Here is a 26,954-nt window from a genome sequence, read left to right as displayed (position 1 = left end):
GGAAATTTAAGAAGGCCTAAAGTGCTGACTTTAGACCTAATACAACAATAGTATTAACCGGTCTTTTAACCTTTCTGATTTCTTCAGGAACCTTCATAAAAACACCTCTTATATATAGTCCGTATTATATCATAAACGGACTAATAAAGACATAAAAAATAATAATTTTGCAAAGAAATCACTAACTTTTACGATAAAACAGGAGTTAAAAAGGCAGATTATTTCCAAAAAACAGGGGAAACAGATGAATTTTTGATATGATTTGAAAAGAAAAGACCTCAGAACAAGAAGCTTTCTATAGTCCTGAGGTTTGTGAAAGTTTTAGTCTATTTCAAGGAATCTGATCCGTTTTATTGCCTGCTAAAACAGTATATATGCCGTAAAAATGTTGATAACCTTAAAAAAACATGAAGATTTTTCTGTTACTCGCTATTTACTGAATGTTAAACTGAAAGAAGCTTTATGCCTTTTTATTTTGATTTCTCTTGCGGTTCCGGACCGGTTATTATTTTGAATTTTCAGGCTACGGATATTCCTCAGGAGAGAATTAGTGGAGTTTATTTATGGCAAAAGGTACGGTTAAATGGTTTAACAACACCAAAGGGTATGGTTTCATCACCCCCGATGATGGCGGCGAGGATGTATTCGCTCACTTTTCCTGTATTTCCATGGAAGGCTTCAAAACCCTTAAGCCAGGACAGACTGTTACCTATGATCTCGAGAAAGGAGACAAGGGGTTTCATGCTGTCAATATTGTGGTAGTCAAAATTCCCAAGGAAGGCGATCCGGCTCAGTCTGCCGAATAGTTCTCTTTCAAAATTCAAAAGCAGATCTCCTGTTTTCCAGCAGGAGAGAAGTTTTTCTGCAATTTCGTTTTTGTACCCGTACATGCCCGTAAGACCTTCTCCATGCTCTGTGGAGAGGGCGTTGATTTTGATTTTGATTTTGTTTTTGCCATCTGTTTTGTTGGCGAACTTCTATCCGGCGCCCGCCCTGAGACCTTCCTGAATGCAGGGAATTTTCCGGAATTCAGCACCGCTGTCACAGACAGCCCCCCCTGGTCCTCGCTATGATAGTCCCGTTAGTATTTTCGGGAGAATTCCTATGTCACTCTGTCAGGACATTCTTAAAAGCCTTAATTCGGTAATACTTGATAAAGAAAAAAAGCTGGCGCTGGCGCTCAGCTGCCTTCTTTCCGGCGGACATCTGCTCCTTGAGGATCTCCCGGGAATGGGCAAAACCACCCTGGCCAGAGCCATGTCTTCGGTACTGGGGCTTACCAGCCAGAGAATACAGTTCACCTCTGACATGCTGCCAGGAGATCTTCTGGGAGCCAGCATTTTCAACGAAAAAAGCCGGGATTTCGAATTTCATCCGGGACCGGTGTTCACCAATATGCTGCTGGCAGACGAAATCAACCGCGGCTCCCCCCGCACTCAGAGCGCACTTCTGGAAGTAATGGCTGAACATCAGGTTTCCTATGAAGGAAAAACCCACAGACTCCCGGAACCGTTTTTCGTTGTTGCCACCCAGAACCCTCTGGATCAGGCAGGTACTTTTCCGCTGCCGGAGTCGCAGCTGGATCGTTTTGCTATGAGAATATCTCTGGGCTTTCCGTCCAAATCTGAAGAAATCCGCATCCTTAAAAACGAAAACCGCGCTCCGAATCTGCCGGCCCTGACCTCTGCCGAGGGCATCATTGCTCTTCAGAACGAGGTTCAGAAGGTATTCGTATCCGACCCGGTGTGCGACTATATCGTTAACCTCTGTATCCGGAGCCGTACCGATCCGGAAATCCCGAACCCGCTTTCTCCCAGGGCCTCACGGGCCATACTGGCAGCCGCCAGAGCCCGGGCCTTCATTGCCGGAAGGGATTATGCAACACCGGATGATGTACAGGAAATTTTTCCGGCAGCCGCCGAACACCGGCTTCGCAAGGGGAATATTTCCTCTCTGGACACCGCATCCTACAGCGACCGGATTCTGAATCAGGTCACTCCGCTGGTCTGAGGACGATCCTTCATGCTGCAAGAATTGCGAAAAAGGCTGCGCATCCGTTTCGCCGCCCCCTGCGGGGTTCCCCTGGGAATTCACAATCTGTATGTCTGGCCCAACAAAAACGGCTGGATACTTCTGGTAATTCTCCTGGCCATGCTGGCCTTTGGAATTAATTACCAGAACAATCTGGTACTCATTCTGGCAGTTTTTCTGCTGTGCGTGACTTTTACGTCCGTCTTCTACGGATTTTTCAATATGAACGGTGTGAGCGTTGAGATAAAAAAAATGAACGTCGCCGTGCATGCTGGAACAACGCTGCCTCTGCCGGTATTTGTCACTGCGCGTACTGCTCCGGGACAATCCCGGATAATCAGGGGACTGCGCATCACAGCCCCAGGAGCCGCAGTGCTGATCGCCCCGGATCTTGTCAGCGGATCAACTGTGCAGCTGAGCTTTGTCAATGAAAAGCGAGGCCTTTTCCGGGTTCCTCTTCTGGCTGTATGCTCCTCCTGGCCTTTAGGGATTATAAACACTTTTTCCTACATAAAGCCGGAAAGCGAGATTCTAATCTACCCACGTCCGGTAAGCTGCGAGTATCTCCTGGATCGCCTTCCCGGACTTGTCACAGATTCCCGGGATAACTCTCCCGAAAAACAGGGTTTTTCCGAAATCCCGGAAACCCGGGCCAGAATTCAGAGCCGTGACGAAATATCAGGAGTCAGACCTTACCACCCCGGAGATCCTCCCGGAATTATTGACTGGAAAAGAACTGCTCGGGGGCAGGGGCTCATGGTGAAGGATTTTTCCCAGGATAACAGCATGGATCTTTATCTCAATATCAACAGCATCCGCTCCCGCAATTATGAGGATTCTATCAGCAAGCTCACCTGGGCAGTGGTGGATCTGGCCAGAAAGGAGCAACGCTTCGGCTTTAACGCTTTCGGCATTTTTGAAGCTCCCGACACAGCCAGTAACCATACCGGAAGAATTCTGGCAAGACTGGCGCTGCTGCCTGAAGGAAAATATCATGCTGGCGTCTAAAAAAGCGCTGACCCTTATGGGGCTTCTCTACATTATGGCTACCGTACTGTCCGGCAGCACTCTTTTCATTTCGGTAATCCTGATATCCCTTGCGGCAGCAGTCATCAAAACAGGTTTTACCCTGAACTGGTTTCGCCCTCCGTCACGACTTACGGTGCGGTCAATTACCGTACTGGGCATCATCTGCCTCGTTACGGAGGGCATTATTCACCGGCAGGCGGGAATCGCCGCCATCAATCTTCTGGTGCTGGGCTGCGCTCTGAAATTTCTGGAATATTCCAGCGAACGCGATTCATTTGTGCATGCGGCAGCGCTGGTATTTCTCAGTATTCTGCCCCTGATATTTCATTACCAGATTTTTATTGCCCTGTATCTTGCTCTGGCAGGCATTCTGATAGTCTGGATATATATATCGCTTACCAGAAGAAGCACGGTCGGAGAGGATTTAAGGCTTATGCTTCGGCTCTTTCTGCCGGCCCTTCCGCTGACAGCAGTACTGTTTCTGATACTGCCGCGCTTCGGATCCTTCTGGGTACTGCCCGGCAATGAAAAATCCGGAATTACCGGAATTTCCACCTCGTTTTCTGTCAGAAATCTGGAAAACCTCTACCAGTCCGATAAGCTGGTGGCCCGAGTAGGTTTCCGGGGAGACATGCCTTCCCCACTGTACTTTCGGGTAATGACCTACAGCCGCTACCGCAACGACGAATGGAGTCAGGATCTTCTGGTATCGCAGGATCAAAACCGCATTGCCTACAACCCCTTTGCCAAATCCCCGAAGCCCAAGCCTTCTGCTCCGGGAGGAATTGAATATGACGTCATGCTGGAGCCTACAGGAACGGTATTCATTCCCTCTTTGAAATTCTCCGGCAACAGCAACGATAACGCCTTCTACAACAAGGATGACACCTATACCGTTAACAAGCCGGGAGGCTCGCGGGAGCTTTTCCATTTCACCTGGTATCCGGAATATGCCCCTGAAACCGAAAAGCTCTATTCCCGCTCCTTCCTGCGACTCATTCCGGGAGATAATCCCCGTACCGCGGAACTCACCCGCCGCCTTACCGGACATCTGGCAGCACCCCGGGAAAAGGCAGAGGCCATCTACAGCTATTTCAAAAACGGCTTCTCATATACCCTTAAGCCGGGACGAAACGGATATCAGGGCCGCAATCATATAGATTATTTTCTGATGGACAGCAAAAGCGGCTTTTGCGTGCACTACGCCGAAGCCATGGCCATCATGCTCAGAATGGCCGGAATACCTAGCAGAATCGTCTCCGGATACGCCGGAGGGGAAACGGTGCCGGATCTTAATCTGGTAATCATCAGGGAATACGATGCTCATGCCTGGACCGAGGCCTACATTGACGGACACTGGGTTACCTATGATCCTGTACTCCTGGTTTCCCGGGAATTCTCTCAGGGACAGGGCTATGTTACCATCAGAAACGGCAACGAAGCCCCTTCCGGAATTGCCGCATTTCTAAAAAAGCTGCGTGATATAACGGAAAACCTTGAATATTCCTGGAGCAGGTTCATTCTAAACTTTGACATGACTTCCCAGGAACAGCTTCTTAAAAACAGTCTGCCCCTTATCTTCAGTCTTGTTTTCGGAGGAATCGCACTCTACGTGATATTCTTCCTCGCAACCCTGTTCGGGAAAAAGAAACTGAAGCGGGATCCCGAGGAAATAAGGATCATGAAGAGAATTCTCCAGAGCATTTCCGGGACTGGAATCACTGTAGAAACACGGGAAACGCCGGAAGCGGTGGCTGCAAAACTAACTGCCATGACCTCCGGGGATTCCGGAACCGGCATGCCGGCCGCAGGCAGAAAAACAGCCCCCTCTCTGAATATCCGCAACTGCAGGGATCTGGCAGCGGAGTTCGCCGCCGCCGCCGCCCTGTTCCGCAAACTGCGCTACCAGAGGCCTTCCGAAAAAAGAAAGGAGATTATCCGGGAACTCAGAACCCATGCTGAAAAAATTATAAAAATTTGCACAACATCATAATTTGCAACTTTGCCATAGGGATTATGTGAACAGATATGAAATATGAAAATCCGCAACAAATTAAAATGTCACAGGGTTGATTGTCTGATACCCGCCTGCGACATTAATTGGACACTACGAATATCAAAAAATAGCGTCGCATGTTTTTTGAGGGACTTACGTATTTATGAACACTCCCAAGCCATCCGGAAATGTTTCCTCCGAAGCCAGAATTGCAGAACTTGAAGCCGAACTGAACGCCCTTAAACGCGGGATAAGGAAAGAACGCGAATGCGCTCTGAGTCTGCTTTCTCAGGTGACCAAGATTTTCTGGGGGCATGATACCGCCTTCAACGACAGACTGAAAACGGCAATTTCCAAAATCAACACTGAAAGTCCTCTCTACAACCAGCTTGACGATGTCATGGCAATACAGGGGGCGCTGCATACCCAGTCCCGCAAGGTACTCGATTTTTATGCCAAGCTGGAAATTTACATAAAAATTCTGCCCGAAATAATCAAAAATTCAAAAATACTCCCCAAATCATTTCAGGACTACGCCAGCGAAATTGCTCTCAACCGGGGACGCCCCTACAACGACAAAGTGGTACTAATCTGCGATCTGGTCAAAAAGACGCTGGAGCACTTTATAAAAATGACCACCGGGAATCAGAATGACGGTGTCTCCGGAGCCGACAGAACCAAGATTCATTCTCTTATCACCGGCGTAGAACTTAACGGCGAGCTTAATGACGAACTCAAAAAATATGCCGATGTTCTGATGGACAAGAATATCATCATTTCATATAACGACCTTCCCTATCTGGTTGAAAGGATCATTGCCATTCTGGTAAAGGGGTTTAACAACGAACGGGATTTTAATCTGGTTTTCCTGGGCAATATGAGTGAGCATATCAACAGCGTGCATACTCTTCTCAACACCAATCTGGAAAGCAACCGTTCCGTTCAGCTGGCTGCCCGGGAAAACAATTCCCAGTTCGACGTGGAACTCGCAGCCATTGACGAGTGTGTCAGCAATGCCGGTGACGACAGCGAAATCACAACCCAGGTTCATAAAAAAATCTCCAGCCTCAGCAATCTTATAAAGGCCAGAGAAGGGTTCATGGACGTCCAGGAAAAGCTGATGAACGATCTTGACGACATTGAAAACAAGATTGTCTCCATCAAGAAGGATGCCGTGCAGTTCAAGACCGAAATTACTGACATCTCCCAGAAAAACAAGATTGATGCCATTACAGGTCTCAACAACAGAATGAGCTTCGAAACACGATTTGAGAGGGATGTAACGAAAAATAGCGACCCCGGATTCAGCGGCATGAGCGTAATTTTTGCCGATATCGACGGATTTGCCGGCATCAATAAGAAATACGGTGATTTCGTCGGTGACAAGATCCTCCGGGTACTGGGACTCACCATCAGAAAATCTGTGGACGAAAAGGATTTTGTGGCCCGCATTGGATCGGATTTCTTCGGGATAATCACCTATACCAGGGATCCGGCAGCTGCAAAGGCCACTTCGGAAAAGCTGATCACCACCATTAAGACAATTCCCTTTCATTACAAAAATGAAAAGGTGCCGGTGACCATATCTATCTGCTACAAGATCATCACAGAATACGAATCAGCAGATTCTGTGCTCGGCTCACTGTCCGAAGCTCTGGAAAAGCGCAAGCATGCCGAAACCGCTGCTAGAAATTCCTCTGAAGAAGAATCGTTTGCCAGGAACATGCTTCTCAGTATTGACTGATTTCGGAGGGATTAATGATCTCTATTATCCAGCCAGTTGACAATCTGGCACTGCTTTCACAGCTGGAAAGCGACAGTCTGTCCCGATTTTCATCAGGAGAGATGTATGACATCTACCGCAAGTGCTCTCTGGCCGTACTGAATACCGGTGCCAAAACCGACAATTCGCACGTTCTTCTGGATAAATACCGGAATTTTGAAATCAATGTGATCCAGAACGAGCGCGGAGTAAAGCTCGAACTTATAAATCCCCCGGAAACAGCATTTGTCGACGGAGTGATTATCAGCAATATTCAGGTAAATCTCTATACGGTACTCCGGGATATCGTGCAGTTTTCTGCCATTGAAAAAATGCATAGCGAAATCGACTCCCTGAAGCAGATTCCCGTCTCAAGACTCATTACCAACGGGATATTCTCCAGATTGCGTCTCGCCGGCACTCTGATTCCGGGACAGAATCCCAATGTAGTTGTTTGCTGGGGCGGTCATGCCATCAGTCAGACGGAATATGACTACGCCTATGAGGTAGGTGTCAGGTTGGGGCTCCGCAAGATAGACGTCTGTACCGGATGCGGTCCGGGAGCCATGGAAGCCCCCATGAAGGGAGCTTTTTTCGGACATGCCCTGCAGGGACACAGCACCAGCAGGTTTATCGGACTGACTGAACCGTCAATAATTGCTGCCGAACCCCCCAACCCCTATGTCAAGGAACTGGTAATTCTGCCCGATATCGAGAAGAGACTGGAGGCATTTGTCAGGTTCGGCAATGCCATTATCCTCTTTCCGGGCGGTCCCGGGTCCGCCGAGGAGCTTTTATACATTCTTTCAGTAAAGCTTCTGAGAGAAAACCGTCATGAGCCGCTCCCTTTGATTCTTACCGGACCGGAGGAAAGCAGATCTTATTTTGCCGCTCTGGACACCTTTGTAAAGGCAGTACTGGGCGACAATGCCACCAGACATTATGAGATCATCATCAATAATCCGGAAAAGGTTGCCAGAACCATCAGAGAAGGACTGGAAATGGTTCGGGAGCACCGCACCATGACCAGCGATTCCTACTGCTTTAACTGGTCTCTGAAAATCCCGGAATATCTGCAGGAACCATTTGAAGCCACTCATGCCAACATGAGTTCTCTTAATCTGCACCGGTCCTCTGATCTGTCTCTGATGGCATCAAACATGAGAAGAGCCTTCTCGGCCATTGTCTCGGGAAACGTCAAGGAAGCCGGAATGGAGGAAATCAAAAAGCACGGCCCCTTTATTATTGAAGGAGATCGCGAAATCATGCAGGCTATGGACAAGCTGCTTAAGGAATTTATTGCTCAGAAACGTTTCCTGCTGTCTCAGAGCGAATACATTCCCTGCTATACTCTTCGGGACAGCGAAAACACATCACAAACCGGGTCTTCGTAGTCCCGGCAAAAGAAAAGCATCCCGGAATGCCTGTGCGGCATTCCTTCCGGGCAGGATTGAGTCCTGCCGGAAGTTTTTCTGCCACGCTGTCCTTTTCACCCTCTTTATGTTGCTCTGGACTCTTCTCGCCTCAGCCAGCGGCAATACCGTTTTGATTCCTTTTTGTCCTTATGAAAACGTTCACAAATTACAATGTGTTCACTTCCTCAAATTCCAACATTCAAAGTAAATAATATTGTTTTTGAGGAATTTTTTCCTCAAAACATGTAATACCTCACACATAATCCACACAACCCCCACAATAACACATTTATTTACTAACAAAAACAAAGAAATTATTGCAAATTCTGACCTTTTTCTTTGTATCCTCCAAAAGTGGGAGTACAATACGGTCGTAAATTGGAATTTTTCCCCGATGAGGAATCATATATGACTATTAGAGTTGGTATTTTAGGATACGGCAATCTTAGCCGCGGCGCCGAAAGCGCAATTGCGCATTCCGATGATATGGAGCTGGTAGCGGTTTTTACCCGCAGAGATCCTGCAAGCGTGCAGATCAGAACTCCTAATGTTCCTGTGGTCAACGTTTCAGAAGTTGAGAGCTGGAAGGATAAGATTGACGTTATGATTCTCGGCGGCGGAAGTGCAACCGATCTTCCCGAACAGACTCCTGTCTACGCTAAGCTCTTCAACGTTATCGACAGCTTTGACACCCATGCAAGAATCCCGGAGCATTACAGCAACGTAGATGCTGCCGCAAATGCTGCCGGCAAGATTTCGATTATCTCCTGCGGCTGGGATCCCGGTCTGTTTTCACTGGCCAGACTTTATGCTACCGCCGCTCTGCCCAACGGCAAGGACTACACTTTCTGGGGCAAGGGTGTGAGCCAGGGGCATTCTGATGCCGTAAGACGTATCCCCGGTGTTAAGGATGCCAGACAGTACACCATCCCGGTAGACAGCGCTCTGGATGCTGTGCGCAGCGGATCCTCTCCGGAGCTCACCACCAGACAGAAGCACACCCGTGAATGCTTTGTTGTTCTTGAGGAAGGAGCCGATGCCTCCAGTGTAGAGCAGGCTATCAAGACCATGCCCAACTATTTCTCCGACTACGACACCACCGTGCATTTCATCAGCGAAGAGGAACTGAAGAAGAACCACAGCGGTCTCCCTCACGGCGGATTTGTATTCCGTTCCGGCACCACCGGACTTGATAACGAGTTCAACAATATTATTGAATTCAGCCTGAAGCTGGATTCCAACCCGGCATTCACCGGAAGCGTTCTCGCCGCCTATGCCAGAGCTGCCGTCCGTCTTAACAAGGAAGGACAGACCGGAGCCCGTACCGTACTGGACATCGCCCCGGCATACCTGGTAGACCTTTCTGGCGAAGAGCTTAGAAAGCACTTCGTGTAATCTGACGATTTCCCTTTTAATAATACTCCTTTTTTACCGCATCTTCTGATGCGGTTTTTTTTATTCCCGGTAGCCGGGAAAATCAAAGCGCATCCTCCATCAGATGTTCGCATCCGATATCAAGAATAATCTTCACATGCTCGTCGGCCAGAGAATACAGCACTACCTGCCCTTCCCGACGGTACTTCACAAGATTAGCCATTTTTAGAGCGCTGAGCTGATGGGAAACCGCAGACTTGGTAAGTCCCAGAACACACGCCAGATCACACACGCAAAGTTCATGAAGCTCAAGAGCATGCAAGATCTTGATACGAGTGGGATCACTGAACATTTTAAAAAGTGCCGCCAGATCCATATATTCGGATCCTGGCTTCAGCGACTTTTCCACAATATCGACAAAATCATCATGAATAGCCGGGCAGTCGCATCCCGGAGCTCTCTTTTCCTGTGCCATACATCCTCCAGCGTTTTTGCGGAAATCAGTAATTGAACAAAAATTTAAAATTTCATTCAACTATCTTCCGGTTACGCCGTGAATTGTACAACATATCTGAAACAGAACGCGAAAAAAAATCTTTCAGCGAATAATTTTCTTAAGGCGCCATAATGAGATATTGCCGGTCCACGGTAAGAAAAGCTCTGTAAAAATCGGAATGTGCTGATTCGAGTCCGGAAATTGCCAAATTCGTCGTGAGCTCATGCAGTAATGAATCCTGCATTTTTCTGATCACTGCTGCCGCTAATCCAAATAATAATATTTAACTCTGTTGCAAAGCACTTTATTCTAAATTTATGATACAATATATCTGCATACAATATAATTACAGACAATATACTTAATGTGTAATTTTTAACATCATAAGATGAAAAATCCCGCAAGACTGGTAGCATACTTAAAGCATATTTCCATAAAATGGCTTATCACCTTAATCACTGCTCTGGACATCATTGGCATGGTATCGGTACTGGCTATCGGACTCCGTCCGGATCTCCACCGGAGATTCATCTCAATACTGGAAAGCGGATATGCAGCAATTCACAGATATTTTCCGGATTATCCGGATAAAAACTTCCCCCGTTCTCCCGATCCTGATCCCGTGGAAGGAGAACCCCTGTTTGCCGGAAAACACCATCATGAACTCCGGCGGAGGGATCTCTCCCAAAAGTACATTCCTTTCGAAAAGTCCAAACGGGAGCTGATACTAATCTATCGGGAAGCACCTGCTCCGGAAACCTTTTACTGCCGCTGCTCCCTTTTATTCCGAAACGGCAAAATCTATCCCGATCTCACGACCTGCGGTTACCGGATCAGAAAACAGGAAAAGAGAGCCCGCAGGATCGAATGGGAACATATTGTCCCGGCCTCCTGGTTCGGCGGTCAGATGTCCTGCTGGAAAACCGGTGGCCGCAATAACTGCAACAACGTTCCGGAATTTGAAATCATGGCCGGAGATATGCACAACCTCACTCCGGCTGTAGGAGAGGTAAACGATGACCGTAAGGCCTACCGCTACCGGCAGTTTCCGCATCCGGAAAAATCCGTATACGGGAACTGTAAGTTTTTCATATCAGAAGACAAACCACGGGCTGTCGAGCCTCCAGAATATACCCGGGGCTTTATCGCCCGGGCATTCAAATATATGGAACGACAGCATGGCATAAAACTGTCAAAAGGGGATCGCCAGATTATGGATATCTGGGATCGCCGCTATCCCCCTGACGAATGGGAGTGCCAGCGGAATCAGCTGGTAAAAAAAGTTCAGGGCAACGAAAACCCCTTTATCTCTGAAAAATGCCCCTGATAAATCCGGGATGATACAGCCGGGACCTTCCAAATGCCTTGTTTGGCTAGAAAATACCAGGACAGGAGGTGTTTATCAGAGAACATGACAGATCAAAAACCCGGTTCATAGCTTCATTCCAGTGTCTCATAAATCCGGACAGCACCAGTCTCAGCACAATAAGACCGCACAGCAGCGATACCGCAAACCCCAGGCTGAAGATATTAAGCTGCGGAGCTGCTCTTGTCATCACACCAAAGGTGAAATTCACCAGCAGCATGGCACAAATTGAGCTCAGCGACAAAGACAGCGCTAACGAAAACATCAGACTTCCGAACCGGGCAAATTCCATATAGGGAATGCTGAAGAAGCCCTCAAAGCCCACCGGAAGAGTTACAAAGCTTTCTGCCAAAAGCCGAAACAATACCAGATGACCGTTCACCACAAAAAACAAAATGGTAGCCAGTACAGTAAAAAACTGTCCCACCACCGGAGTATTGGAACCGGAAACAGGATCCACCAGGGACGCGAAACCCAAACCGGTCTGCATGGCCACTACCTGCCCGGCCACTACAAAAATCTGGGAAATAAACTGGGTGGCATATCCCAGCATAATCCCGATGATTATCTGGTATCCGGCCAACAGAAAGAACCCCGGACTGAAGATGTCGGGAATATTCTGCATTTCCGGAACCAGGGGATAGACAATGACAGTAAGAGCCAGAGAAAGCGTGAGCTTGACAACGGAGGGAACGCTGCGGGATCCTAGGGCAAACATAGCCATAACGCATGACGATACGCGCATAAAGGGCAGGATCAGGGAGGCCAGAAAAGAAAGAATCATTTCCTCCGATAGCACCATCTTCGCCTTCAGCCTCCTAGGATCAGCCAATCACCGTTGGTATAAGCTCCACCAGATGCCGAAAAAAGCTCATCAGCTTTTCCAGTCCCCAGTGGGCTCCCAGAGCCAGCGCCACCACAGTTACCAGAAGACGGGGCAGAAAGCTCAGGGTCTGTTCGTTAATGGAGGTTGCCGCCTGAAATACAGCTACAATAAGGCCGACGGCAAGAGAAGGCAGGATGGATGCCGCCACCAGGATGGTGACTACCCACAAAGCCTCTCTCACAATGTCGACAAATACCTCGGGATCCACGCTATCCTCCCAGACCGAAACTGGTAACCAGACTGCCCATTATCAGAGACCAGCCATCCACCAGCACAAAAAGCATTATTTTGAACGGCAGGGACACAATCATTGGCGACAGCATCATCATACCCATAGCCATCAGAATACTGGCTACCACCAAATCGATTACCAGAAACGGCAAAAACAGCATAAATCCCATCTGAAAGGCCGTTTTAAGTTCGCTGACCATAAAAGCAGGGATAAGTACCTTCATTGGTACCTGATCCTTAGTTTCATAAACCTCACCGGCAAATTCGGCAAACACGCCGATATCGTGGGGCCGGGTTTGCGACAGCATAAATTTTTTCATGGGTATTTTGGCATTCTCGAAAGCCTGAGGCGCTGTGATTTCCTCGTTCATATACGGCTGCAAAGCCTTGTCATTTATCTCATCCAGCACCGGACTCATGATAAAAAACGACAGAAAAAGCGCTATTCCCACAATAATCTGGTTGGACGGAGTTGTCTGAAGCCCCAGGGCCTGTCTGAGAATAGCCAGCACTACCACTATTCTGGTAAAGCTGGTCATCATGATGAGAATTGCCGGCAGAAATGACAGCGCAGTCATCAGGAGCAGCACCTGCAAGGTCAGGGAATATTCCTGAGAACCGTCGGCGGCGGTGGTTACCGTTACTGCATTAAGGGTGAGATCCCTGGCAAGGGCCGGCTCGCTTCCCCAGATAAGAACAAGTCCCGCAAGCAGGACACCAAGAAATATCTTCAAAACAGTCCTCCTCTCCGTCCCTGAATGCGGACGCCGGAAAAGCCGATTGCCCCGGGCGGAACACCCGGCTGCTATTTCAGCTTCTTAATACGTTCAATCTGACTGATAACGTCAGTCAGCCGGATACCGAACTTGTCATTTACCACCACTACTTCCCCGTGTGCGATCAGGGTTCCGTTAACCAGCACATCCAGAGGCTCTCCGGCCACCCGATCCAGCTCCACCACTGATCCCTGGTTCAGCTGCAGCAGATTGCGAATGGTGATCTGCGAACGCCCCACTTCCATGGTAATGGTTACCGGAATATCCATGATGGCATCCAGCTTGGCCTGCTCCTCGGGAGTAGGCGGCCTTTTAAGATCCTCGGAAAAATCTTCAAATTCCGCCTTCTGCGGTTCATCTGACAGCTGCACGTTGCCGGAAGAATTTTTCTGTTCCTTCAGCGCTTCTGCCCATACATCATCGATATCCGACATTTAATCTCTGCTCCAAAATATTTATTAATTCCGGAATTTCATACCTTTATCAGAGGCAGCTACTTCCGCATTCCCGCAAAATCAACTCTGGGAGGATGGATTTTCAGCCCCCTGTTCTCCTGATTCGTCGTCATCATCAGCATGCCGTCTTCTTCTGCGAAACACCAGAGCCAGCTCGTTCTTCATAAATTCCGGACGCTTAATCTGCTCGGTTATCTTAATGGCCAGCTTTTCATCTGTCCGGCCCAGTTTGGCATGATAGGTGGGCAGATCTTCTACATACACCAGCGTGTTTTCCGGAATTTTTACCGGAATCACCATCCCCGGCCTGAAGTTTTCAATATCGCGAAGCGTCAGCTGGAATTCCATAAGCTGAACCTTAAGTCCCACCTTGACGCCCATAACCTCTTCCCGGAGCGCCTTACTCCAGCGAATGTCGGTATCTCCCTTATCAGACTGCACACCGGCATCAAGAAGCTCGCGTATCGGCTCCACCATGGAATAGGGCATGGCTATATGAAAATCGCCGCCACCACCGTCCAACTCGATATGGAAAGAATTGATGACAATAACCTCGGTAGGACTGACAATATTGGCCATGGCCGGGTTCACTTCACTGTCCAGATATTCGAACTCCACATCCATCACCGGAGACCAGGCTTCCCGGTAATCCTCAAAAATAATCTTCATTAGCATCTGGATGATGCGTCTTTCGGTGGGAGTGAACTCGCGCCCCTCGATCTTGGCACGGTATCTGCCGTCGCCTCCGAAGAAATTCTCTACCATAATGAATACCAGCCTGGCTTCCATGGTTATAAGGCCAGTTCCCTTCAGAGGCCTGAATCGCACCATGTTAAGACTGGTAGGCACAAACAGAGTATGAACGTATTCCCCAAATTTGATCATCTGAACGCCGTTTATCGAAACTTCGGCGGTACGGCGCATCATGTTGAAAAGGGATATGCGGAGATGTCTGGCAAACCTTTCATTCACCAGCTCAAGAGTAGGCATACGCCCGCGGACTATACGATCCTGGGCTGCGAAGTCATAGCGGGTAAAACCGTTATCTCCAGAATCTGCTCCCTGATCCGGCTCATCCTGCGGCACATCGTCGACGCCGTGAAGAAGCGCATCAATTTCATCCTGACTTAAAATATCGGACACTTTGCCAGCCCTGCCTGTTTACTGCATTACAAAATCGGTAAAAAGAACCTTTTCCACCACCGGTTTCCCGGTTTCCTTCAGCATTGCCTCCTGCACTTCTTTCAGACAGGCCGCCTTAACCTCACGGCGCCCCTCAATCAGATTATAAATATCCGGCTGTGTCTGATACTTGTAGAGCACTTCGCTGATGGCGTTCTTAATCAAAGGCTCGTGCAGTGTGGCAAGATCAAGATTATCCTGAGAGTTCACGGTAATCTGAATTTTTACCTGCATCATGCGGTGTCTCGGTTTCGTGGGAAGCTGGATGACAAAGGGCTTCTTTATGTTAAGGTAAAGAATCTCCGGTGCTCCGGGAGCCGGATTTCCCGGAAGCTGCACCGGAACCTCTTTATTCTCGGGATTTTCACCTCCGCCGCCGGAAAGAGCCAGAGCCGCTCCGCCACCTCCTGCAGCAAGCAGAACGGCCGCAATCAGTATAAGGAGAAGTTTTTTCTTCTTTTTCCCTGATTCATCCCCGAAGCTTAACTGCTGTTCCTGATTTCCATCCGCCATAATTCCGCTCCGTTGCCCCCGCGTTCATGCCCGGACACCACTCCATCCTCTCTGGCCGAACCGCACCACACCTATTCTATATGCAAACCGGCATTCAATGGCGGGATTGTAGCGGAATTGTAGCAAAATTTGCGAATTCCTCACCATATCGGCCGGAAGCCCCCGCAGGAAAACGGCGCTCCCGGCTATCTGCCGCCTGAATATTTGCCTTTACCAGAATTTCATAATCCCGGATGCTTCGGAAATCCCATCCCGAACCCCGGAAAAAATTTCCTGCCATTCACCCTGTCTTCCGGATCTGGCCAGCCGTCTCAGGGAATTCTCCCATTCCCGCTCTGCTCTTTCCCGGCCGCGGGATTCTCCGCCAGAATCCTGATCCACAGCGTGTCCCTCCAGATTAATACCGGCCTCGGCCAGGCTGTCTCTCAGTTTGTCCATGCTCTGGGAAATAAGATCCCGGGCTTCGGTGCTGGCAACCACAAAGCGCACCCGGGCTTTCCCGGCTTCCGCCATATCCACCTCAATCTTAAGATGTCCCAGTCTTTCCGGGGTCAGAGCTATCTCCACCTTCTTAAGGTTACGCGCAGCCATCCGCATCACCTGCTCCCGGATCGCCTCGGCATTTTCACGGGGACTGCCTTCAAAAAGACTAACGGCCTCCGCAGTTCCGGTGTTAACGGTTCCCGAAGCTGTTCCGAAAAGACCTCTTCCCAGGAAGCTTTCAAAACGGCTTTCAGAAAATGCCCCGGCCGATCTGTCCGTTCCGGGAATAACCATTGCCGGCTCCGGTCTTCCAAAAGGACGCTCATGAGAATTGCCGCCCGGCTCTCCGAAAGCGCCATCCGAACTATCTTCTCCGGCAGCAATGATTTCGGAAGTCAGAAGAAGGTCTTCCCCGCTCTCCTCTCCTGAAGACGCCCAAAAACCGGAACCTGCCGAACGGTCGCTTTCAGATGCTCCGGAAAATACTGCAGATCTGCTGACAATTCTGGTACTGACATTTTTCTGAACCTGAAGAAGACTTAGAGCTGCCATGGCAGAATCGCCCTCACCCGATACCGAAGACGGCATTCCGGACACAGGCACGGTTTTCACCCTGAGACTTTCCAGTCCGGTTATCCTGCTTAGAGAACCGGAATCCTTTGCTGAAACTGCCGGCTTTTCAGCGGTGGCACTTTCCTCATATGCGGCACCCCGGATTCTTCCCGGAATATTCCCGGAACCGGCGTTTTCTGCAAGAAAAGTGTCTTCGGTTACAGGAGCTTTAACTTCAGGAAACACCGTCCCCCTGATACCGGCGGCACTGTCTGAAGATTCCCTAATGTTTTCAGGTGCTGAATAAGACTGTGCCGTACCTGACCGGGATTCCTCGGAATTATGCACACCCGTGAAACTCTCAGCCGACAATTCATTATTCCGCGGGATCTCTCCGGACATATATTCCTGACTGACTGAAGAATCCATTTCCAAAGACGCCGCATTCCCGGCAGGCATCGAATCAGATGCGGTAAAAAATCCGGTATTGTCATTATCAGAGTCAATTGAGGATCCGGCTTCCGGAAGCACGGAACTGTCTGAAACCTCAGTCATAATTCCGGCACTTTCTCCGAACCCCGCCTCATCACTGACAGCAATACGGGAATAATCCCTTTCTGTCGAATAAGCAAGATTTTCCGGAACTGCCGCTGTAACCGCGAAGAAGCCCTCCCGTCCATCCCCAGGAGTACCATACGGCATCACGGAACCATTATTCCGAGAAAGAATTTCCGCATCATTGCCGTAATTTCCGGAAGGCACGTAATTACGGAAACCAGAATCCCCTAAAACGTCCTGCCCCCGGAAAACACCGGATCCCTCCGGCTGATAAGCATAATCCCCGGCTTTCTGAAAATCCTGGATAACTCCAGCTCCGGTTATCGAAACACCCTCCGGAAGATCCCCGCTGTCTGCAGCATTCCAGGAAGCAGAACAGAAATCCTTATAAAACAGCTTCCGCACCTCGGGACAGGCGGCTGTCAAATCAGGAACACCGTGAGATTCGGAATGACACAGCAGCAAATCAGATGACAGATCTTCGACATCAAGTCTCTCCCCCTCCTGGGAAAGCGGATCGAAAAGTTCGTAATCAGCATCAGAAAGCTCAGCATCATAAAGCTTTTGACTCAAATCGTCGTTTTCCGCAGAAAGGTCGTAGAAATCAGGCCTCTGGTTTGCGGCCTCATCGGCCTCGTCCCGAATATCCCTGCTGTCTGATAGCACCTGACCGGCAATCTCATTCTTTTCCGGCAAAACACTGCCGGAGACGGCAGCATTAATATCCGGCAGGGAAACTTCACGGTCTCCGGCATTAAGAATGCTGCTGAAGGAAACCCCTCCCTGTCTGCCGCTGCCGAAATTGCCGGCAGACGGAACACCAATGGTCAACAGAGATGAGGCTCTGGATAAATCTACTGATGCTGATAACATTTCCGTTTCCTTAAGTCAATTCAATGACTGCTTTCTGAAATACGGGATAAAAGATGCAATTTATCTGCCAGATCCCGGAATCCGGATAAACAATCCTGCCAACAAGCCCTCAGAGAGAGATAAATGACAAAAATCAGGAGGAGCAGGAAAAGAAAATAATAGAGGTAAACGAAGAAGAGAGCAGGAGATCACTCGAAATCCAGAGATCCGCGAATCCGAAAACATCTCTGGTAAAAACCGTTTCCCTGTCATGTCAGAATTCTGACACAATCTCTGCCGCATAGAACTGCCATCTTCTCAAAAAAGGCTAAAATCAGGCAGGAGACATGTTAAATTCCTTCAAGGCCCGGATCCTCAGACACCTGAAAGGCCCCAAAACAGGGAAACGGCAGTACCGAAAAATCAGTATTGGCTATTCGTCAGACAGCTCGAAATCATCATCAGTAACAGCAGTTTCATAAAGGCTCTGGCTGTAATCGTCGGTTTCAAGAGCCAGGTCGTAAAAATCATATTCCCGAACAGATGCGGCAGCATGTGAAAAATCAGCGAGTACTGTAAGCATTTTGGATTCCTTAAGTCATCTTGATGACTATGTTTTGACGTTCATTAGTACTTTTGCAAAATTTCTGCCAGCTTCTGATATTTCAAAAAAATAATCACACCTTTAGAGAATTCTTCTTTCTGTCAGACTACTCCAGGACAACGGTATAAAACTGCCGGCGCCAGATTGCCGCCCAAACAGCAGGGGAGAGCCTTTTCGGATCTCCCCTTGTTTATACAGTCTTCCGACCATCATGAAATATAACTGTCTGCACTCTCTTCAAAGAAACATCATCTTATAATGCCAAAGGAGACTGCAGAAATTCAGTACTGCCTATTCCGCACAAAGCTCAAAGTCGGCGGCAGTAAGAACAATATCGTAAAGCCTGAGACTATAATCTCCGGTTTCAGCAGACAGATCATAAAAATCGCATTCTCTGAAAGAATCTGATCCGGCACTCTGGCGGCAGGCGTCATCGGCAAAGCATGCTGCGGCATTATCAGCAGAATCGGAACTGATGAGCTCAGTAACAGAAAATTCACGGTCCCCGGAATCAATAACGCTTCTCAGAGAAGCCCCCGACTGCTTCCGAGACCAAACATTACTAAAAATGCTGAACGAAGAGGCGATATTGCCTGAGGCACTGGTATTTACTGCTATCATTTTGGATTCCTTAAGTCATTTCAATGACTGTGTTATGACATACATGAATACTTATGCAACAGTCTTGCCAGATGTATCCATTAATCAAAAAAGGAAACAATGAAACGGGAAACATCTCAGATACGACAACCGGCACTGAAACCAGTGTACAAAAACAAAGGGGGAGTCTGCTCACAGGCTCCCCTTCTCTGCGCCTATCTGAAAATGCCCACCCCGGGGGAAACCAGCACACATCTTCTCAAAGGTGCCGCTGTCCGAAAAGAGCAATTTCAGTACTGCCCGAAAAACTGATTCCGTAAAGCTATGCCGTTAAGCTTTAATCAGGGCACGGAATCTAAGTTTATGCTGTAAGTGCCGGTTCCGGATAACAACGAACCGCACTTTTTGAAATCGTTTACATAACCCATTATAGGACACACAGACCAAAGGGGCAACAACAGTTTTCAAAAACTTCCGGAAAAATACAGAACACGGTATTCGGAAAACTCCCGGCACAGGCTATTCATCATCCCGGGAATGTACCTGAAAATACCGATTTGTCGAAAGATCGTCACTCATTTTCTGCTCCTGCCTAACTTCCCGGGCCAGCTTTTCCCGCTGTCTCTTTTCAATAAGAAATTCAATGGCCTTTCTTTTGGCCTGAACCTCCTGATAAAACTCCAGACGTTTGCCGGTTTCTCCCTGCACCTTTTTGAGTCCCTCTAACTGCTCTGTCGAAATTTTGTCGAGCCTTCCGATAAACGAGGTGAAATGACTATAGGTAGCGGTGGATACCGGTCCCTGAAGCCCCCGATCCGTAAGCTCGGAAGAATAAAAAGACCGATACTGATTAAGAGCTTCCAGCTGTCTTTTAAAATTTCTCTCAGATTCCAGAGCCAGAAGATAGGCATTTCGGGCCTCCTCCTCCCTGCTCAGCAATCTCTCAAGAAGAAGTCCCAAAGCATCACTCATAGCACCACCTCATTCCGCAAAGACAGCACAGCTTTATCTCCTCTGTCTCCTCCCGCACCTGGCACTGTCTATTTCAGCAATGCCTGACAGAGCTGCTTAAGACCGTCAACAGAAACATCGTAGGGGATAACCTCCTTCATTTTCTGCTGCAAAAAGCTGTCAATAAGCGGTTTCATTTTTATAGCTTTGTCAATGCGGGGATCCGCCCCGGCCTGGTAGGCACCTATAGATATCAGATCCCGGTTCTGCTCATAAAGAGAATAGCACTGCTTTACCGCCCGCGCCATGTTCAGGTGCTCATCGGAGGTAACCATGGGCATAACACGGGAGATGGACTTTTCCACATCTATAGCCGGATAGTGTCCACTGTCAGCCAGGGCACGGGATAGCACAATATGACCGTCAAGAATAGCCCGAGCAGAATCAGCAATGGGATCCTGGAGGTCATCTCCCTCCGTAAGAACCGTAAAAAATGCGGTAATCGACCCCTGTTTTTCGGAACCGTTGCCAGCTCTTTCCACCAGCGCCGGAAGTCTGGCAAAAACCGAGGGCGGATAGCCCTTGGTGGCCGGAGGCTCTCCTATAGCCAGAGCAATCTCTCTCTGTGCCTGAGCATATCTTGTCAGAGAATCCATCAGAAGCAGCACATCCTTCCCCTGATCTCTGAAATATTCCGCAATGGCCAGTGAGGTTTCACAGCCCTTGAGACGCATAAGAGGCGAGGCATCGGCAGGAGCCGCCACCACTACCGAACGGGCCCGCCCTTCCTTTCCCAGAATATCCTCGATAAATTCCTTGACCTCCCTGCCACGTTCGCCGATTAATCCCACCACCGTAACATCAGCAGCTGAACCCCGTGTCATCATCCCCAGAAGTACTGATTTTCCGACACCGGATCCTGCAAACAGTCCCATTCTTTGCCCTTTTCCCACAGTAATTACTGAATTTATGGCTCGAACTCCGACATCCATGGGATCTTTAACAGGTTTGCGGGCAAGCGGATTCATCCGAGCCGGAACAAAATTTTCCCGGCGATCCTTTATCAGCGGCCCGAGACCGTCAATGGGCTGACCAATACCGTCAATAACACGCCCCAGAAGATGCATGCCATAGGGAATAGTGCTTCCCGATGAAACAGGGGTAACCCGGGCGCCGGGAACCACACCCTTCATCTCCTCAGAAGGCATAAGATAAATCCGATCCCCGGCAAATCCCACCACTTCGGCATCCAGAGTACCGTTCACGGTTTCAATGCGGCAGATAGACCCCACCGCCGCCCGAAGCCCGACAGCTTCAAGAGTAAGTCCCACCACCCGGGTAAGTCTTCCGGAAACCCGCGGACTTTCAGGACCTCCGGGTATCACGCAGTTCTGCAGACTGTCCAGAATGCTCACGTTCCGCCTCCTCCGGGAGCCCGGGATATTCCGGATCCAAGCGGTCTTGTCGATGATATCCCGCCTTTTGTTTCCGAAACTGCTTCGGGGGATATTTCGGTGTTTTCTTCATCCGGGAGCTTTTGCCCGGAAATGCCAGAAGCCTCAGATCCGGCAGAAAAATCCCGAGCACAGGGTTCCTCCTTAAAAGCGGAATTAAGGGCGGCCTCCCCGCGCCGTTCCCGATTCATGACCAGAAATTCCGAGAGAAAAGCATCAATTCTTTCCTCAAGATTGATCTCAATGCTGCTCATGGCCACATCGGCCCTAAGATCGCCAGGTTTAAGAGAGGGATCCGGCACCAGCCGCACGGATGGATTCCGGAGAATGGTTTTGATTTCGTCGATAAATTCCGGATTGATACTGATACTGACATCACCGGAAGCAACCGGAAGAAGCCGGCAGGCCTCTGCTATCTCTGAGGCGGCGTATTCCGCACTCCGTGCCACCTCCATTCTGATAAAGGCCCGGGCCAGTCTTCCTGCCAGATATATAAGCTCGGAGGCAGTTTCCTCATCCAGATCCTGAATCGGCTTCACCAGATGATTTGCATAAGAGCAGAACCGGGCTGCCTGACGCTGCATTTCTGCAAGTCCGGCCTCCCGTCCCTCGTCATAACCGCTTTTCAGTCCTGCTTCCCGGCCTGCATTTTCCCCGGCAGGAACTCCTTCAGCATATCCGGTTTCAAAGCCGAGCTTCTTGCCTTCCCTGAAACCATCATCATAGGCGCTTTTACGAATGTCCTCGATTTCGGCCAATGTCGGCATACTGGCCCGAATCTCCGCCTCCTCCCGGGCCTTTTCCTGACTTTTCTTCCGGGCCTCCAGTCCCTTCTCATACCAGTCACTGGCATACCCCATGGCATTAGTTTCCCTTTTACGGGATTCGGTACCGGCATCACTCAGGTACTCAAACTCCATAGGAGAGGCTCTATCCTGTTCACTCATAAGCTATTACACAAAGTTGTCCCCGCCGCCTACGCCAAGCACAATCTCACCACTGTCAGCCAGTCTTCTGGCAATGGTAAGGATTTCCTTCTGAGCGGCCTCCACATCGCTGATACGCATAGGCCCCATAGTCTGCATATCCTCCTTGAGAGTTTCAGCAGAACGCTTGGACATATTCTTGAAGATTTTTTCCTTAAGATTGTCATCAGCACCTTTAAGAGCCTTCTGCAGGAGGTCGCCCGAAACCTCGCGGAGCAGAGTCTGAATACCGCGATCATCCACATCGATAAGATTTTCAAATACGAACATTAGATCCTGAATCTGCTGGCTCATCTCTTCATCATTATCTCGGATGGCATCCATGAGCTGACCTTCAATATTGGTATCCAGATAGTTCATAATAGAAGCCGCCGCTTTGAGCCCGCCCATCTTTGCAGCCTGAGCGCTGGAGGAGCCCGCAAACTGCTTCTCCATGATTTCGTTCAGTTCCTGAAGAGCTGCCGGCTGAACCTCCTCCAGATTGGCAATACGCATAATAAGATCCAGGCGCACCGGTTCCGGGAACTGACTGAGAATTTCCGCGCTCTGCTCGGGATCCAGATACGAAAGCACAATAGTCTGAATCTGCGGATGCTCGTTCTGAATAATGGTAGCCACCTGTCTGGCATCCATCCATTTGAGGGAATCCAGACCATGAGCGCCGGAGCCCATGATAATCTGATCCACGAGATTACCGGCCTTATCCTCGCCAAGTGCCGCGGTAAGAGCCTTGCGGACAAAATCCTGAGACCCGATACCGATGTTGGAGTATTTCTGAATATCCTCCAGAAAAAGGCGATGCACTGCCGATACCTTTTCATTGCTGAAATCAGTCATAGAGGCCATGGCCATACCCAGCTTCTGTACCTGCTTGGGCTCCAGATGCCGAAATATTCCGGCCGCGTCCTCCTCATTAAGGCTCAGCATCAGCACGGCTGCCTTTTCAATACCGCTCATGGATGACAGAATAACCCGCTGGTCATCGGTAAGCTCCGTCTTGCTGAGGGCACTATTGCTCCCGGCGCTGTTATTTTTGCCTCCAGCCATTATTTTACCTCATTCAATGAAACCCAGTCCTTAACTACCTGTGCCGCCAGATCCGGTTCGTTGGCCACCAGAGCCCGTACCGCCTTAAGCAAATCCTCATCCTTATGCAGCTCAGGGAGCACAATCTGCCCGTTTTTGATATCGTAAAGAGTAAGAGGACCATCCTCGTTCTTTACCAGAAGATTCAAATCATCATCACCCTCAAGAGCCAGACTGTTATCGAGATCTGTTTCCTTGGCACTTTCATCCGAAGCCTTGCGATTAATCAGATTCATCACCAGAGGTCTTACCAGGAACATCAGAATGGAAATGATAATAAGTGCGGAAATGGCAATTCTGAGAGACTTTTCAAAAACCGGACGATCATAAAACGGAGTATCTGTAAACTCTTCGGAATCCTGCTGAAAAAATTTTACAGTATGAACGGCCAGAGTATCACCCCGGGTTTCGTCAATTCCCAAACCGCTGCGGAGCAGATCCGCAATTTTTGAAAGTTCCTCCTGAGTCCTGGGCACCCGGGCCGGATTTCCGTCCTTGTCGGTACCGTCCTTGTAATTTACCGCCACAGAAACGCTAAGACGCTCAATACTGCCGCTTTTTTTCTGGGAATGGCTGATGGTGGTATCCACTTCATAGTTTCTGGTGGCACTGCGAGAGGAGTTGCCCTGAACGCCAACATTGATACCATTGGTTCTGACCCCGGTGGCAGCCACATCCCCGGGATTAACCTCGGGAAGCTGTGCATTGGCCGGAGGCTGATTGGTAACGGCTCCGGGAACTCCACTGGGAGTTCTTGACGAATTCAGCTCTTCGGATACCTGTTCCGAACGGATTGTCGGAGTATTGTTATAGGTCTGGGAAGTTTTTTCCTCATCAACGTTATCAATAGCCACCGCTACCATAGGAGTGAAATTGCTGTAACCCAGAATGGGTGTCAGAATCTCCTCAATCTTGTGCTTATACTGAGACTCCTTCTGACTTTGCAGTTCCGTAGCCCTTCTCATGGCCTGAGATGCCGCATCCATGGATCCCGAATTAAGAAGACGCCCGTTCTGATCAATAAGAGTAACTCTGGAAGGATCCAGTCCCTGCACTGCAGAGGCCACACTGTCCACTATGGCATCAACTTCACTGGGAGAAAGAGTCCCTGAACCGGCTACCTTGACAGTAACCGCGGCAGAGGGATGCCTGGCCTCCCGAACAAACACATTGCGGGGAGGAATCGCCAGAAGCACCTTGGCATCCACAATTTTGCGATTGTTCTGCAGCATGCTTGCTATCTGCTGCTCCCGCGCATATTTCAGACGCTCCTCCTCTTTCCTGGCACTGACCCCGAAACTGGAATCCTCCAGAAGAATCTGGGAACCATCTCTGGGACCCGCTGACACAATTCCGTCAACTGTCAATCCTTCGACGATCCTGTCATAATCGTCCACGGTTACAGACACCGTATTTTTTCTGCCGTCCCTGAGCTCGTCAAAGCGGTATTCATACTGATGCTGCTTCAGGTATGCAATCACCGCGTTCAGCTCCTCCTGCTCGGTATAACTTCCCAGAGGACGCATAACCGGCTCCCGCCCCCACAATATGACGGTAAGAGCAGCAACCAGCATAATGGCAAGGCACAGAATGATAATGACCGAACGCATAACATCGGCATTCTGCAGAATTTTCAGGGGAGACGGTTTTGATACGCTTACCCCGTCGGTTGCAGAATCTCCTGCATCGGCAACCGCAACTTCATTCTTAGCCATAAATTTCTCACCCCCGGAAAAAAATCCGCGATCCGCTTTTTTATATTTTTAAAACTGCATCTGCATCACAGTCCGGTATGCCTCAGTCATCTTGTTTCTGATCTGAACAGTAGCCTCCAGGGCAATCGAAGCTTTCTGACTGGCAATCATGACATCGGCAAGCGTCATGGATCTGTCCCCCATGTCAAAGCGATTTCTGGCACTGTCTGCCCGAATCTGCAGATCATTGACATTATCCAGGGCCTGCTTCAGAGCATTTCCAAAATCCTCAGCCGCCGAGGTCTCTCTTACGCCAGAGGTACCGGCGCTGATCTGATTCAGACCGTTAAGTCCGTTTCCGGCCTCAAGGCTCATTCTGTTCATATTCATAAGAATGGAACCGGCATCTATTGTATTGCTCATATTCTGCTCCGTCTGTTATTTGACTCCAACTATAAGCATCAGACTATAAGCAAGAACAGTGCCAGAAAGAAAAACGGCTGTAACCGGAAAACGCTTTCCGAGTCACGCTGTCCCGGATAAACCTGACGAATATAGCACGGGATCCTCGCAACATTGTAGAAAACCGCTTCACTTTTGGAGAGTAAAGCAAAAAAAAACGGGAAGAAACCGGCAAATCTGCATGAAAATAAGACCAGACAAAATCGCCCGAAACAGAAGGTAAACCATCAATTACCATTATTCTGCAAAAAGGATCGGAGGGGAGCAAAACAGAAGGGACTGCTGCTTTTCCAGCAGGAAATAAAAAATAACAAGAAGAAAAAGAAGCACCGGAATGTTAATTTCCAGAAAAACGGTAACTTTTCAGATTTATGGTTTATATATCTGGTATCGTTACCGCATTTAGTCATGTGTTAGTCAAACATAAATCATCTTCCGCAATACTTACGATTTGTTCTTGCGCGGGCCTCTTTTAACCCCGGTATCACTCCGTAATTTGCGTGGTTTCGAATCTTTTGAACCCAAGGGTCTTCCTTTCTTGTGTTTAGGCTTCTCAACGTACTCTCCCCGAGCCTTGGCTTCAGCAATAGCTGCTTCACGGGCAAGTGTTGCCTTGTTCTTGCTGCCGAGCTGCCGGCCGCGTTTCCTTTTCTGAATCTTTCCTGCTTCCGGAAGTTTATGAACCGGGCTGTTAATCGTCTCCGTTTTTCTGCGAGTGTAATCTCTGGCAATTTCATCAAAGCTGTCCATGTTCATAGAGAACTCCTCAAAAAGATCTCTAGCCTTGACGGACATATCTCTGATAAACCGGTAGTTCCTGTTTTCAAGAAGCAGTAGTGTAATCCTGTCCATTTTCTGAATCATTTCATTGATATCAAGGGTCCTGTTCTGACAGGCCGTCATGATCGCATGTCTCAGAACAGTGGCAGCAAAGCAAATGGCGAATTTGGACATCATGGCCGCATCCGTATGCACTCTTGTCGTGTCAAAGCCTTCCTGGGATTTAAGAATCCGGTACTGTACTTCAGAAGCCATCCTCAGTGCATACAGATCGTAGGTTTTCCCCGCCCCGAAATCACGGGATGACAGCATTGAGAAGAACCCCTTGTCCCTGAGCGTTTTCCTCCACGCCTCATAATTACATACGACACTGAAGCTGC

The 26,954-nt window shown here is 49.0% G+C and carries 25 protein-coding genes; 8 read left to right on the top strand and 17 right to left on the bottom strand.

Annotation, left to right across the window (positions count from 1 at the left end):
• Window positions 1-563: 563 nt before the first annotated feature.
• From F557_RS18960 to F557_RS0105495, 7 genes are all read left to right on the top strand, one after another.
• Entirely contained in the window at window positions 564-806 is a 243-nt protein-coding gene (locus F557_RS18960) for a cold-shock protein (RefSeq protein WP_019001249.1), read from the top strand.
• A gap of 298 nt (window positions 807-1,104) precedes the next feature.
• A complete protein-coding gene (locus F557_RS0105520) occupies window positions 1,105-2,010 on the top strand; it encodes an AAA family ATPase (RefSeq protein WP_019001247.1) in 906 nt (301 codons plus the stop codon).
• A gap of 12 nt (window positions 2,011-2,022) precedes the next feature.
• Window positions 2,023-3,039, top strand: a complete 1,017-nt coding sequence (locus F557_RS0105515; protein ID WP_019001246.1) for a DUF58 domain-containing protein — start codon at window positions 2,023-2,025, stop codon at window positions 3,037-3,039.
• Window positions 3,026-5,053 (top strand): transglutaminase TgpA family protein, encoded by a 2,028-nt coding sequence (locus tag F557_RS0105510; protein WP_019001245.1) that lies wholly within the window; start codon window positions 3,026-3,028, stop codon window positions 5,051-5,053. Before F557_RS0105515 ends, F557_RS0105510 begins: the two co-directional genes overlap by 14 nt.
• Window positions 5,054-5,219: 166 nt before the next feature.
• Window positions 5,220-6,800: a GGDEF domain-containing protein gene (locus F557_RS0105505; protein ID WP_019001244.1), complete on the top strand. Its 1,581-nt coding sequence runs from the start codon at window positions 5,220-5,222 to the stop codon at window positions 6,798-6,800.
• A gap of 14 nt (window positions 6,801-6,814) precedes the next feature.
• On the top strand, window positions 6,815-8,212 hold the full coding sequence (gene ppnN, locus F557_RS0105500) for a nucleotide 5'-monophosphate nucleosidase PpnN (RefSeq protein ID WP_019001243.1): 1,398 nt from the start codon (window positions 6,815-6,817) through the stop codon (window positions 8,210-8,212).
• A gap of 429 nt (window positions 8,213-8,641) precedes the next feature.
• Window positions 8,642-9,628: a diaminopimelate dehydrogenase gene (locus tag F557_RS0105495; protein ID WP_019001242.1), complete on the top strand. Its 987-nt coding sequence runs from the start codon at window positions 8,642-8,644 to the stop codon at window positions 9,626-9,628.
• Between the two features lie 82 nt (window positions 9,629-9,710).
• Here the strand turns inward: F557_RS0105495 and F557_RS0105490 are convergent, their stop codons facing one another.
• A complete protein-coding gene (locus F557_RS0105490; protein WP_026297764.1) occupies window positions 9,711-10,082 on the bottom strand; it encodes an ArsR/SmtB family transcription factor in 372 nt (123 codons plus the stop codon).
• 409 nt (window positions 10,083-10,491) lie between these two features.
• Here F557_RS0105490 and F557_RS18955 point away from each other — a divergent pair, with 409 nt between their 5' ends.
• Window positions 10,492-11,430 carry an endonuclease gene (locus tag F557_RS18955; RefSeq protein ID WP_019001240.1) on the top strand — a complete coding sequence of 313 codons (939 nt, stop codon included), beginning with the start codon at window positions 10,492-10,494 and terminating at the stop codon, window positions 11,428-11,430.
• Between the two features lie 46 nt (window positions 11,431-11,476).
• Here the strand turns inward: F557_RS18955 and fliR are convergent, their stop codons facing one another.
• From fliR to F557_RS0105390, 16 genes are all read right to left on the bottom strand, one after another.
• The gene (gene fliR, locus F557_RS0105480; protein ID WP_245539388.1) at window positions 11,477-12,253 is read right to left on the bottom strand and encodes a flagellar biosynthetic protein FliR; all 777 of its coding nucleotides are present in this window, start codon (window positions 12,251-12,253) and stop codon (window positions 11,477-11,479) included.
• Window positions 12,254-12,293: 40 nt separating this feature from the next.
• Entirely contained in the window at window positions 12,294-12,563 is a 270-nt protein-coding gene (gene fliQ / locus F557_RS0105475) for a flagellar biosynthesis protein FliQ (RefSeq protein ID WP_019001238.1), read from the bottom strand.
• 1 nt (window position 12,564) lies between these two features.
• The gene (fliP, locus tag F557_RS0105470) at window positions 12,565-13,320 is read right to left on the bottom strand and encodes a flagellar type III secretion system pore protein FliP (protein WP_019001237.1); all 756 of its coding nucleotides are present in this window, start codon (window positions 13,318-13,320) and stop codon (window positions 12,565-12,567) included.
• A gap of 71 nt (window positions 13,321-13,391) precedes the next feature.
• On the bottom strand, window positions 13,392-13,796 hold the full coding sequence (fliN, locus tag F557_RS0105465; protein WP_019001236.1) for a flagellar motor switch protein FliN: 405 nt from the start codon (window positions 13,794-13,796) through the stop codon (window positions 13,392-13,394).
• 81 nt (window positions 13,797-13,877) lie between these two features.
• Window positions 13,878-14,960: a flagellar motor switch protein FliM gene (gene fliM, locus F557_RS0105460; protein ID WP_019001235.1), complete on the bottom strand. Its 1,083-nt coding sequence runs from the start codon at window positions 14,958-14,960 to the stop codon at window positions 13,878-13,880.
• Between the two features lie 18 nt (window positions 14,961-14,978).
• A complete protein-coding gene (locus F557_RS0105455) occupies window positions 14,979-15,512 on the bottom strand; it encodes a flagellar basal body-associated FliL family protein (protein WP_019001234.1) in 534 nt (177 codons plus the stop codon).
• 210 nt (window positions 15,513-15,722) lie between these two features.
• On the bottom strand, window positions 15,723-17,978 hold the full coding sequence (locus F557_RS0105450) for a flagellar hook-length control protein FliK (RefSeq protein ID WP_084761497.1): 2,256 nt from the start codon (window positions 17,976-17,978) through the stop codon (window positions 15,723-15,725).
• Between the two features lie 412 nt (window positions 17,979-18,390).
• Window positions 18,391-18,540 (bottom strand): hypothetical protein, encoded by a 150-nt coding sequence (locus F557_RS22150; RefSeq protein ID WP_019001231.1) that lies wholly within the window; start codon window positions 18,538-18,540, stop codon window positions 18,391-18,393.
• 312 nt (window positions 18,541-18,852) lie between these two features.
• Window positions 18,853-19,182 (bottom strand): hypothetical protein, encoded by a 330-nt coding sequence (locus F557_RS0105435; RefSeq protein WP_019001230.1) that lies wholly within the window; start codon window positions 19,180-19,182, stop codon window positions 18,853-18,855.
• 498 nt (window positions 19,183-19,680) lie between these two features.
• Window positions 19,681-20,133, bottom strand: coding sequence for a flagellar export protein FliJ (fliJ, locus tag F557_RS0105425; RefSeq protein ID WP_019001228.1), 453 nt, complete (start codon window positions 20,131-20,133; stop codon window positions 19,681-19,683).
• Window positions 20,134-20,201: 68 nt separating this feature from the next.
• On the bottom strand, window positions 20,202-21,527 hold the full coding sequence (gene fliI / locus F557_RS0105420) for a flagellar protein export ATPase FliI (RefSeq protein ID WP_019001227.1): 1,326 nt from the start codon (window positions 21,525-21,527) through the stop codon (window positions 20,202-20,204).
• Entirely contained in the window at window positions 21,524-22,513 is a 990-nt protein-coding gene (locus tag F557_RS0105415; protein WP_084761494.1) for a FliH/SctL family protein, read from the bottom strand. The genes fliI and F557_RS0105415 overlap by 4 nt, the downstream gene beginning before the upstream one ends.
• 6 nt (window positions 22,514-22,519) lie before the next feature.
• A complete protein-coding gene (gene fliG / locus F557_RS0105410; protein ID WP_019001225.1) occupies window positions 22,520-23,599 on the bottom strand; it encodes a flagellar motor switch protein FliG in 1,080 nt (359 codons plus the stop codon).
• Complete coding sequence (fliF, locus tag F557_RS0105405; protein ID WP_019001224.1) at window positions 23,599-25,353, bottom strand: flagellar basal-body MS-ring/collar protein FliF; 1,755 nt, start codon at window positions 25,351-25,353, stop codon at window positions 23,599-23,601. Before fliF ends, fliG begins: the two co-directional genes overlap by 1 nt.
• A gap of 48 nt (window positions 25,354-25,401) precedes the next feature.
• The gene (fliE, locus tag F557_RS0105400; protein ID WP_019001223.1) at window positions 25,402-25,755 is read right to left on the bottom strand and encodes a flagellar hook-basal body complex protein FliE; all 354 of its coding nucleotides are present in this window, start codon (window positions 25,753-25,755) and stop codon (window positions 25,402-25,404) included.
• Window positions 25,756-26,238: 483 nt separating this feature from the next.
• Window positions 26,239-26,954 (bottom strand): hypothetical protein (locus F557_RS0105390; RefSeq protein WP_211209516.1); only part of this gene is annotated, 716 nt, incomplete at its 5' end.

It is taken from the genome of Succinimonas amylolytica DSM 2873 (genome assembly GCF_000378405.1).
GTDB classification, from domain to species: Bacteria; Pseudomonadota; Gammaproteobacteria; order Enterobacterales; family Succinivibrionaceae; genus Succinimonas; species Succinimonas amylolytica.
Note: the sequence above shows the minus strand (reverse complement) of the source record. Positions and strands in the feature narration are given on the sequence as shown.